8 protein-coding genes are annotated in these 10,285 nt (G+C 64.4%); 6 read left to right on the forward strand and 2 right to left on the reverse strand.

The genetic code is table 11. The features are described 5' to 3' along the window. Nucleotides 1-14: 14 nt before the first annotated feature. Nucleotides 15-2,102: a phosphate acetyltransferase gene (pta, locus tag PQU89_RS12125; RefSeq protein ID WP_272766075.1), complete on the reverse strand. Its 2,088-nt coding sequence runs from the start codon at nucleotides 2,100-2,102 to the stop codon at nucleotides 15-17. Between the two features lie 11 nt (nucleotides 2,103-2,113). Further along, nucleotides 2,114-3,307: an acetate kinase gene (locus tag PQU89_RS12130; protein WP_272766076.1), complete on the reverse strand. Its 1,194-nt coding sequence runs from the start codon at nucleotides 3,305-3,307 to the stop codon at nucleotides 2,114-2,116. Between the two features lie 488 nt (nucleotides 3,308-3,795). On the opposite strand from PQU89_RS12130, the gene PQU89_RS12135 reads away from it, so the two are divergent. From PQU89_RS12135 to PQU89_RS12160, 6 genes are all read left to right on the forward strand, one after another. Then, complete coding sequence (locus PQU89_RS12135) at nucleotides 3,796-4,905, forward strand: aromatic ring-hydroxylating oxygenase subunit alpha (protein WP_272766077.1); 1,110 nt, start codon at nucleotides 3,796-3,798, stop codon at nucleotides 4,903-4,905. 68 nt (nucleotides 4,906-4,973) lie between these two features. Further along, the gene (locus PQU89_RS12140; protein ID WP_272766078.1) at nucleotides 4,974-5,498 is read left to right on the forward strand and encodes a hypothetical protein; all 525 of its coding nucleotides are present in this window, start codon (nucleotides 4,974-4,976) and stop codon (nucleotides 5,496-5,498) included. Beyond that, nucleotides 5,495-6,334 carry a DMT family transporter gene (locus tag PQU89_RS12145; RefSeq protein ID WP_272757632.1) on the forward strand — a complete coding sequence of 280 codons (840 nt, stop codon included), beginning with the start codon at nucleotides 5,495-5,497 and terminating at the stop codon, nucleotides 6,332-6,334. The genes PQU89_RS12140 and PQU89_RS12145 overlap by 4 nt, the downstream gene beginning before the upstream one ends. Continuing rightward, a complete protein-coding gene (locus PQU89_RS12150; protein ID WP_272766079.1) occupies nucleotides 6,335-7,165 on the forward strand; it encodes a DMT family transporter in 831 nt (276 codons plus the stop codon). Nucleotides 7,166-7,214: 49 nt separating this feature from the next. After that, entirely contained in the window at nucleotides 7,215-7,571 is a 357-nt protein-coding gene (locus tag PQU89_RS12155; RefSeq protein WP_272757630.1) for a SpoIIAA family protein, read from the forward strand. Between the two features lie 58 nt (nucleotides 7,572-7,629). Next, nucleotides 7,630-9,933 (forward strand): Tex family protein, encoded by a 2,304-nt coding sequence (locus PQU89_RS12160; protein WP_272766080.1) that lies wholly within the window; start codon nucleotides 7,630-7,632, stop codon nucleotides 9,931-9,933. Nucleotides 9,934-10,285: the final 352 nt, after the last annotated feature.

Consider the following 10,285-nt stretch of genomic DNA (forward strand, 5'->3'; position numbering starts at 1 on the left):
GGTGCGGCGGGCGTTTAGCGGCTGAACTGGTCGGCCTGGATCGCTGTCAGCGCGATGGTGTAGACGATGTCGTCCACCAGTGCGCCGCGCGACAGGTCGTTCACCGGCTTGCGCAGGCCCTGCAGCATCGGCCCGACCGACACCACGCCGGCGGAGCGCTGCACCGCCTTGTAGGTGGTGTTGCCGGTGTTGAGGTCCGGGAACACGAACACGGTGGCGCGACCGGCCACCGGGCTGTCCGGCGCCTTCTGGCGGCCGACGCTCTCCACGCTGGCAGCGTCGTACTGCATCGGGCCGTCGATCAGCAGTTCGGGGCGTTTCTCGCGCGCGATGCGGGTGGCCTCGCGCACCTTCTCCACGTCGTCGCCGCTGCCGGAGGAGCCGGTGGAGTAGGAGATCATCGCCACCCGTGGCGGAATGCCGAAGGCAGCGGCGGAATCCGCGCTCTGGATGGCGATGTCGGCCAGCTCTTCCGCGCTCGGGTCCGGGTTCACCGCGCAGTCGCCGTACACATAGACCTGGTCCGGCATCAGCATGAAGAACACGCTGGAAACCAGCTTGGCCTCCGGCGCGGTCTTGATCAGCTGCAGCGCCGGGCGGATGGTGTTGGCGGTGGTGTGGATGGCACCGGACACCAGGCCGTCAACCTCGTTCAGTGCCAGCATCATGGTGCCCATCACCACATTGTCTTCCAGCTGCTGCTCGGCCATCGGCGCGTTGAGGCCCTTGCTCTTGCGCAGCTCCACCATCGGCGGCACGTAGCGGGCGCGGACCTCGTTGGGATCGACGATCTCGATGCCGGCCGGTAGGGTGATGCCCTGCGCCTCGGCCACCTGCAGGATCTCCTGGCGTTCACCCAGCAGCACGCAGCGGGCGATGCCCTTCTCGTGGCAGATGGCGGCGGCGCGTACCGTGCGCGGCTCGTTGCCTTCCGGCAGCACGATGCGCTTGGCGGCGCGGCGTGCCTTTTCCATCAGCTGGTAGCGGAACGCCGGTGGCGACAGTCGTTTCTCGTGATGCTCGCCGATGCGCTGGCGCAGCTGGCTGGTGCTGATGCGCTCGGCGACGAAATCGACCACCCGTTCCATGCGCTCCATGTCGTCGGCCGGCACCTGGCGGCTCATGGTCGAGATCAGGGTCGCGGTTTCCAGGGTGTTGGTGTCGATGGACAGCACCGGCAGGCCGCTGGTGAACGCCTTGTGGCACAGCTGCGCCACGCGCGGGTCCGGCTCGGCGTCGCAGGTCAGCAGCAGGCCGGCCAGCGGCACGCCGTTCATGGTCGCCATCGCGGTGGCGAGCACGATGTCCTCGCGGTCGCCGGGGGTGATGATCAGCGCGCCGGGCTTGAGTAGCTCGACGATGTGCGGCACCGAGCGTGCCATCACCGAGATGCTGCGTACGCGGCGGCGCGTCAGCTGGCCGGCGTGCAGCAGCTTGGCTTTCAGGTAGTTGGCCACGTCCAGCGTGCGCGGCGCCAGCAGCTCCGGCTCGAACGGGATGCCGCCGAGGCAGGCAATGCGTCGGCTCTGGATCAGGCGGCTGGATTCGGTGATCTCTGCGGCCAACGTGGCCGGGTTCTGCCCCGGGCGCAGGCGGTTGAGGATGTAGCCGGCCACCTGTCGCGGCTGGCCGCCGAAGGCCTGGATGGTGATCTCCAGCTGTTCCGCCAGCGTGTGGCTGGGCAGCTGGTCGGCGGCGCCGACCAGGATCACTTCCGCCTGCAGCGTGCGCGCGATCTTGCTGTTGATGTAGGTGGTGAACACCCGTTGCTGGTCCTGCACCAGGCCTTCGACGATGACCACGTCGACGCCGGCGGAGGCGCGCTGGAACAGGTGCACCACCTCTTCCATCAGCTGGTCGAGCTGGCCCTGGCTGAGCAGGTGCTCGGCGTGGTCCATCGGCAGCGGCTCCGGCGCGTTGAGGCGGCACAGCTCACGGGCGAAGTGGGTGGAGCGTTCCGGCTCGCTGGTGTCGCTGCCCTGCGCGATCGGCTTGACGAAGCCGACCTTGAGGCCGTCCTGCTCCAGTGCGCGGATCAGACCCAGCGAGACCGAGGTCAGGCCGGCGTCAACGCCGATCGGGGCGATCAGAAAAGTATGCATCGCGTGCTCCCTCAAGCCGCCGGCTCGCACAGCACGGCGGTGTCCAGCGCGATCATCAGCTCTTCATTGGTGTTGATGACCAGCGCCGGGGTGCTGCCGTCGCGGGTGATGCGGCCGGCCTTGCCGCGGAAGGTGGCATCGTTGGCCGCAGAATCGAGCGCGAGGCCGAGGAAGCCCAGCAGCTTGATCACCTTGGCGCGCAGCAGCGGCGAGTTTTCGCCGATGCCGCCGGTAAACAGCAGCGCGTCGAGGCGGCCCAGCGCCACCGTCATCGCCGCGATCTGCTTGGCGAGGCGGTAGGCGAACACTTCCAGTGCGATCTGCGCGCCGACATGGCCGGCGGCGGCGGCGTCTTCCAGCTCGCGGCAGTCACTGGACAGCTCGGACAGGCCGAGCAGGCCGGACTGCTTGTTGAGGATGTCGGTCACGCCCTGGATGTCGGTGTTCAGCTCGGCGGCGAGGTAGCCGAAGATGCCGGGGTCGATGTCGCCGCAGCGGGTGCCCATCACCAGGCCTTCCAGCGGGGTCAGGCCCATGCTGGTGTCGACGCTCTTGCCGTTCAGTACCGCAGCGACCGAGGCGCCGTTGCCCAGGTGGGCGCAGACGAAGGCGGATTCCGCCAGCGGCTTGCCCAGCATGGCCGCGGCTTCGGCGGTAACAAAGCGGTGGCTGGTGCCGTGGAAGCCGTAGCGGCGCACGCCGTGCTCGCGGTACAGCGCCATTGGCACCGCGTACAGGTAGGCCTGCTCGGGCATGCTCTGGTGGAAGGCGGTGTCGAACACGGCCACTTGCGGCAGGCCGGGGAAGCACGCCATGGCGGTGCGGATGCCCAGCAGGTGCGCCGGGTTGTGCAGCGGCGCGAGGCGGGCGCAGTCCTCGATGGCGGCAATCACGCTGTCGTCGATCAAGGTGGACTGCTTGAAGGTCTCGCCGCCGTGCACCACGCGGTGGCCGATGGCGATCACGCTGCCGGTCAGCTCGCGCTCGTCAAAGTAGGACAGGATCGCTTTCATGGCGCCGGCGTGATCGCCTTGCGCCAGGGTCAGTTCAACTTTCTTGCCGTCCTGCTTGAAGCTGATGCAGGCGTCGGCGAGGCCGAGTTTTTCGGCAATGCCGGTCACGGTGGTGCGCTGGCTAGCGGCATCGATCAGCGCAAATTTCAGCGACGAGCTGCCGCAGTTGATGACAAGTGTGTGGTTGGTCATGTCGGGTCCGTTAGCATGAAGACGTCTGATGGAGGTCTGTGCCGGTGTTGCGTTCTTTTTATTGGGGTGCTGTTGCGCCTGCGCCGGCGGCGGTTGGCCGCCGGCGTGGACACTGATGGATAACAGGGGATTATCCGCTATTTTGGTGCAATGCACCATCGGGGATTCCCTTGCTGCCGATGTTGCCCGATGCGGGCTGATTATGTGGCCGCCGTTTGACAAGACAATGAATAGAAAAGGGTTTTGCCGCGTAATTTGATCAGATTCCGGCTATGGCGGATTCTTTTGCAAAAAGCCTGATCCAGCGCAATTGTGCGGCTAAAAAGTGCTTGCCCCGGGGGGGGATTTAGCCGACAATCCCGCCCCTGACCGCTTGGGTGGATCACGGAAGTCCGTGTTCTGGCAAGTGTTTTTTATAGCACTCCGTAAACTCGTTAAGAGCGAGATTCGGCTGGTCTTATATCTTCTTCCACGGAGGTGTGGGAATAATGTCTGATCTGGCTTCGTCCCAGTTGCTGAAAGCTTCTGCTGCGCAGTTGCCTGTCTTTACCTACTTTGATCCGGCGTACTACGCGCTGGAACAACAAGTCCTGTTCGCCAATGCCCCGCAGTATTACGGCCACGAGCTGATGGTGCCCAATGCCGGCGACTATCACACGCTGGACTGGCTCGGCCACGGCAAGATGCTGAAAAATGTCGATGGCGACATCAAGCTGATCTCCAACGTCTGCCGCCACCGCCAGGCGCTGATCTATAAAGGGCGTGGCACCGGCAACCACATGGTGTGCAATCTGCACGGCTGGACCTACGACAACGGCGGCCAGCTGATCGGTGCGCCGCACTTCCCGGAAACGCCGTGCCTGAATCTGAACCAGACCGAGCTGACCCGCTGGCAGGGCTTGCTGTTTGATGCCAAGCGCAACGTTGGCCGCGACCTGGAGCAGCTCGGCGTCGCCAGGCACATGACTTTCGAGAACTACGGTTATCACAAGTCGCTGACCACCGAGTACGACTTCAACTGGAAGACCTTCATCGAAGTCTATTCCGAGGACTACCACGTCGATCCGTTCCATCCGGGCCTCGGCAATTTCGTCGATTGCGCCGACCTGAAGTGGGAGTGGGGCGATCACTACCACGTGCAGACCGTGGGCGTGAAGAACGGTCTGACCCGCTCCGGCAGCAAGGTGTACGGCAAGTGGCACGAAGAAGTCATCAAGCGCTACGCCGACCAGCAGCCGGAATTCGGCGCCATCTGGCTGACCTACTACCCGAACATCATGGTGGAGTGGTATCCGCACGTGCTGGTGATCAGCGTGGTGATTCCGCGCGGCCCGGAAAAGTGCACGGTGATCACCGAGTTCTACTACCCGGAAGACATCCTGTGGTTCGAGCCGGAGTTCATTGAGGCGGAGCAGGCGGCCTATATGGAAACCGCGGTCGAGGACGACGAGATCTGCCTGCGTATGCACGAGGGCCGCAAGGCGCTGTGGCTGCGTGGCGAGAGCGAGGTCGGCCCGTACCAGTCGCCGACCGAAGACGGTATGCAGCACTTCCACGAGTTCTATCGTCGGCAGATGGGTGAACATCTGGCTGGCTAAGACCGTGTTTTGTGCGGCACAATAAAAGGGCGCGGATTTCCGCGCCTTTTTTTGTCTGTCGGGCCATCATGCCATTTGTATTGAGCGTACTGTTTTCCGTGTTGTTCTCCGGGTTGGCCATGGCGGCGACCTATCGCAATCCCTACCTGGGTGTCACCATCAACGTGCCGGCGGCGTGGCAGGTGCGGCCGCATAGCGACGAGATGCTGCGCATCGTGCCGCCGCGGCAGGAAGACCGCGAGCGCGGCGGCGTGCAGGTGCAGGTCAGCCGCCAACAGTTGCGCGGCAAGGAACCGCTGAGCCGTCTGGCGGCGCGCTATCGCCGCGCCGACGACACGCGCGAACCGGCGCAGACGGTACGCCTCGACCGCCTGCGCGGCCGGCTGGTGCTGTCCTATCGCGAAGGGTTGTACGTGCAGAACGGGCTTTGGATCGTCAGCCAGCAGCTGGTGGTGTGGCAGCAGCAGGGCAATGGCCGCTACATCAAGGCGCACTGTAGTGCCAACGCCGCGGAATATGCGCGCTACCGGCGCGTGTTCGCCGATATCTGTCTCGGCCTCGCGGTGGCGCGGAAGGCGGAGGCGGGCGCATGAGTCGTCTCGGTTCCGGCTGGATGGTGGTGGCGGCGCTGTGCTTCGCGCTGATGAGCCTGTTCGCGGCGCAGGGTTCGAGCACGCTGCCGGCGTTCGAGGTGCTGTTCTATCGCACCTTCATCGGTTTGCTGGTGCTGCTGCCGCTGATGTGGCGACGCGGCGAATCCTTGCGCAGCCCGCACTGGGGCGCCCATGCGCGGCGCAGCCTGATCGGCTACCTGTCGATGGCGATGCTGTTCTACGCGCTGAGCCGGCTGCCGCTGGCGGCAGCGGTGACCCTCAATTACACCTCTTCCTTGTCCTTTGCCCTATGCTGCGTGCTGCTGCGCCGCGAACGGCTGCCGCCGGCGGTGTGGTTCGCGCTGTCGCTGGGCTTTGTCGGCATCGCCTGCATGTTGCGGCCAACCTTTGATGCCGGGCAGTGGTTCGCCGGGCTGATGGGGCTGGGCTCCGGTCTTGGTGCCGGGCTGGCGCTGTTCCATGTGCGCGAGCTGGGCGAGCTGGGTGAGCGGCCGTCGGTCACCGTGTTCTGGCTGTTCTTCCTGTCATCGTTGTTCGGCCTGCTGGTAGTGCTGTTCAATGGCGGCTTCCATGTGCTGAACGGGGTGCAGCTGGCGCAAATGCTCGCCGTCGGGCTGATGGGGCTGGCCGGACAGCTGGCGATGACACGCGCCTACAAGGAAGGGCGCAAGTTCGTGGTGTCCAGCCTGGCCTACCTGACGGTGGCGTTCTCGGCGCTGATGGGGTTGTTCCTGCACCAGCAGCAGCTGCCCTTGCTGTCCTGGCTGGGCATGGCGCTGATCATCGGCAGCGGCATCCTGGCGGCGAGGCGCTAGATGGCCGGCACCTTGTGGATGGTGCTGGCCGCGGTCAGCTTTGGCCTGATGGGGGTGTTCGTCAAGCTCGGCGCGGCGACGCTGGACACGGTGGCGCTGGTGTTCTGGCGCACGCTGTTTGCGGTGCTGCTGCTGGGCGGCGTGGCATTGTTGCGGCGGCAGCGCTTCGCCACGCCGCAGCTGGGGCGCCACCTGAAGCGCGGCCTGATCGGCTATACCTCGCTGCTGGCCTACTTCTATGCCATCAGCCATCTGCCGCTATCGACGGCGGTAACCCTCAACTACACCTCGCCGATGTTCTTGGCGTTGCTGTCGGTGCTGCTGCTGAAAGAAAAACTGTCGCGGCCTGCGCTGCTGGCGCTGCTGCTCGGCTTTGTCGGGGTGACGCTGCTGTTGCGGCCAACCTTTGACGGTGCCGCGTGGCAGGCCGGGCTGCTGGGGCTGAGCTCCGGCCTGCTCGCCGGCTGGTCCTATCTGCACGTGCGCGAACTGGGGCAGGCCGGCGAGGCGGAGTGGCGCACGGTATTCTACTTTGCGCTGATCTCGACGCTAGGCGGCGGCCTGTTGCTGCTGGGGCGGCCGTGGCAGCCGCTGACCGCGGACAATCTGCCGTGGGTGCTGGGTCTTGGCGCCACCGCTACCGTGGCGCAGTTGGCGATGACGCGCGCCTACAAGGTTGGCCGCAAGCTGCTAGTCGCCAATCTGTCCTACCTGACAGTGGTGTTTTCCGCGCTGTTCGGTGCGCTGGTGTGGCAACAGCGGCTGGGGGCCGGCGAGCTGCTGGCGATGGCCTTGATTATTGTCAGCGGCATTCTGGCCGGCAGGCGCTAATATTCGGAATGCCAGTCCCTTCAATCCACTCTCACCTAGGAGCCGCACCATGATTTCCATCCGCGAACAAGATTACGGTCTGGACGTTGCCCTCTACAACGAATTCACGCTCGGCGACTTCAAGCTGTTCGAGGAAGCGCTGCTCAAGCGCAGTGGCGAGCACGGCAAACCGGATGTGCTGCTCGATCTGTCCGGCATCAAGGACTTCACGCTGGACATGGCGATGGAGGAGGTTCGCTTCATGCGCGCCCACGAGAACGAATTCGGTCGCTTTGCCGTGGTGGCCGACGACACCTGGATTCGCCTGGCGGCGCACCTGTCCGGCCTGCTCACCCGCGTCCCCGCCGAGTACTTCAATACGGTGGAAGAGGCGCAGGCGTGGCTGAGCCAGCCGCTCACCGCTTGATTTTCCGGCGTATGCCGTTACAGTAGCGGCTTCTGTTTTCCGACAAGAACAACGCCGCATGTTGAAAAGTATCGCCAGCCGCCTCGCGACGGAACTTACCGTCCGCGAGGCGCAAGTCACCGCCACCATCAATCTCATCGACGAAGGCGCCACCGTGCCCTTCATCGCCCGTTACCGCAAGGAAGTCACCGGCGGCCTGGACGACACCCAGTTGCGCCTGCTGGCCGAGCGTCTAGTCTACCTGCGCGAGCTGGACGACCGCCGCGTCACCATCCTGAAAAGCATCGCCGAGCAGGAAAAACTCACCCCGCAACTGGAGTCGGCGCTGTACGCCGCCGACAACAAGACCCTGCTTGAAGACCTGTACCTGCCGTACAAGCCCAAGCGCCGCACCAAGGCGCAGATCGCACGCGAAGCCGGGCTGGAGCCGCTGGCCGACAGCCTGCTCGCCGACCCGACGCAAGTGCCGGAAACGTTGGCCGTGGGCTTCATCGCCGCCGACCAGGGCGTGGCCGATGCCAGGGCAGCACTGGACGGCGCCCGCGCCATCCTGATTGAGCGCTTTGCCGAAGACGCCGCGCTGCTGGGCCGCCTGCGCGAGAAACTGTGGAACGAGGGCGAGCTGGCGGCGGCGGTGATCGCCGGCAAGGAGCAGGAAGGCGCCAAGTTCGCCGATTACTTCGCGCATCGCGAGCCGCTGAAAACCACGCCGTCGCACCGCGCGCTGGCGCTCTTGCGCGGCCGCAACGAGGGCATCCTGTCGGCGGCGCTGAAATACCAGCCGGACGAGACGCCGATCACACAGCGCTCGGCCTACGAAGAATTGATCGCCGCGCAGTTCGGTATCAAGGACGCCGGCCGCGCCGCCGACAAGTGGCTGCTGGACGGTGTGCGCCTGTGCTGGCGCGCCAAGATTTTCCTGTCGCTGGAGCTGGAGCTGGTGTCGAAGCTGAAGGACGCCGCCGACGCCGAGGCGATCAAGGTGTTTGCGGCCAACCTGCACGACCTGCTGCTGGCGGCGCCGGCCGGCCCGCGCGCCACCATCGGCCTCGACCCCGGTCTGCGTACCGGCGTGAAGGTGGCGGTGGTCGACAACACCGGCAAGCTGCTCGACACCGCCACCATCTATCCGCATGAGCCGCGCCGTGACTGGGAGCGCTCGGTTGCCATTCTCGGCGCGCTGGCGCACAAGCATCAGGTCGAGCTGGTCGCCATCGGCAACGGCACCGCCAGTCGTGAAACCGACAAGCTGGCGCAGGATGTGATCAAGGCCTTCCCGCAGTTAAACCTGACCAAGATCGTGGTCAGTGAGGCCGGCGCCTCGGTGTACTCCGCCTCGGAGCTGGCGGCCAAGGAATTTCCGGAGCTGGATGTCTCCCTGCGCGGCGCGGTGTCGATCGCCCGTCGCCTACAGGACCCACTGGCCGAGCTGGTGAAGATCGACCCGAAGTCGATCGGTGTCGGCCAGTACCAGCACGACGTGAACCAGAGTCAGCTGGCGAGGAGTCTCGACGCGGTGGTGGAAGACTGCGTCAACGCGGTCGGAGTCGACGTCAACATGGCGTCGGTGCCGCTGCTGACGCGCATCTCCGGCCTCAACAGTACGCTGGCGGCCAATATCGTCGCCCATCGCGATGCCAATGGTGCGTTCAAGTCGCGCAAGGAACTGCTCAAGGTCAGCCGTCTCGGCGAAAAAACCTTCGAACAGGCTGCCGGTTTTCTGCGCATCAGTAATGGCGACAACCCGCTGGATGCCTCTTCTGTCCACCCGGAGGCCTATCCGGTGGTGGAGCAGATCGTCAGCAAGACTGGGCGCGCGGTAAAGCAGATCATCGGTGACTCGGTGTTCATCAAAGGACTGCGTGCCAGCGACTACACCGACGAACGCTTCGGCCTGCCGACGGTGATGGATATCCTGAAAGAGCTGGACAAGCCGGGGCGCGATCCGCGGCCGGAATTCAAGACCGCCACCTTCCAGGATGGGGTAGAAAGCCTGAAGGACCTGCAGCCGGGCATGGTGCTGGAAGGGGTGGTCACCAACGTCGCCAACTTCGGTGCCTTCGTCGACATCGGCGTGCACCAGGATGGCCTGGTGCACATCTCGGCGCTGTCCAACAAGTTCATCGACGATCCGCGCAAGGTGGTCAAGGCCGGTGACGTGGTCAGGGTCAAGGTGCTGGAGGTCGACGTGCCGCGCAAGCGTGTCGCACTGACCATGCGCCTGGACGACGAAGTCGGCGCCTCGGTGCGTAGTGATGCCGGGCGCAGCGACAATAACCGTCGTTCAAGTGCCAAGCCGGCGGCGCAGGACAATACCGGTGGTGCCATGGCCGCCGCTTTTGCCAAATTGCGCGGTAAATAAGCCGGATTAAGCCAGTTTCTCGGTTTGTCGGAGTTGCCCAAGGTTGGCCGCAAGCATGACGGCCAACCTTTTTCATTTTTCTTGGTGGTGGGGCTCTTGTGAAATCAAGGGGTTGCCGGTTTGATGCTGGAAAGTGCATGTTGGGGTGTTGACGCGGGTGGTCGGCTTCGCTATAGTTCGCCTCCTCAGCTGACGCCGCAAACGAAACGCGGTTCAGCACTGCTCTTTAACAAAACGAATAACCGATAGGTGTAAGTGTCTGGCCAAGCCAAATACTTGCACTGCAATGATTCTTAGGAACGATGTTTCTTTGAACTTGCGTGCCAAAAAATTGCTATGAGATTGAACTGAA

It is taken from the genome of Vogesella indigofera (assembly GCF_028548395.1).
Taxonomy (GTDB): Bacteria; Pseudomonadota; Gammaproteobacteria; order Burkholderiales; family Chromobacteriaceae; genus Vogesella; species Vogesella indigofera_A.

What these genes read in the sequence shown, in the direction of transcription:
- PQU89_RS12140 (WP_272766078.1), top strand. Translation starts at nt 4,974, where the DNA reads ATGCCATTTGTATTGAGCGTACTGTTTTCCGTGTTGTTCTCCGGGTTG.
- PQU89_RS12155 (WP_272757630.1), top strand. Translation starts at nt 7,215, where the DNA reads ATGATTTCCATCCGCGAACAAGATTACGGTCTGGACGTTGCCCTCTAC.
- pta (WP_272766075.1), bottom strand. Translation starts at nt 2,102, where the DNA reads ATGCATACTTTTCTGATCGCCCCGATCGGCGTTGACGCCGGCCTGACC.
- PQU89_RS12145 (WP_272757632.1), top strand. Translation starts at nt 5,495, where the DNA reads ATGAGTCGTCTCGGTTCCGGCTGGATGGTGGTGGCGGCGCTGTGCTTC.
- PQU89_RS12150 (WP_272766079.1), top strand. Translation starts at nt 6,335, where the DNA reads ATGGCCGGCACCTTGTGGATGGTGCTGGCCGCGGTCAGCTTTGGCCTG.
- PQU89_RS12135 (WP_272766077.1), top strand. Translation starts at nt 3,796, where the DNA reads ATGTCTGATCTGGCTTCGTCCCAGTTGCTGAAAGCTTCTGCTGCGCAG.
- PQU89_RS12130 (WP_272766076.1), bottom strand. Translation starts at nt 3,307, where the DNA reads ATGACCAACCACACACTTGTCATCAACTGCGGCAGCTCGTCGCTGAAA.
- PQU89_RS12160 (WP_272766080.1), top strand. Translation starts at nt 7,630, where the DNA reads ATGTTGAAAAGTATCGCCAGCCGCCTCGCGACGGAACTTACCGTCCGC.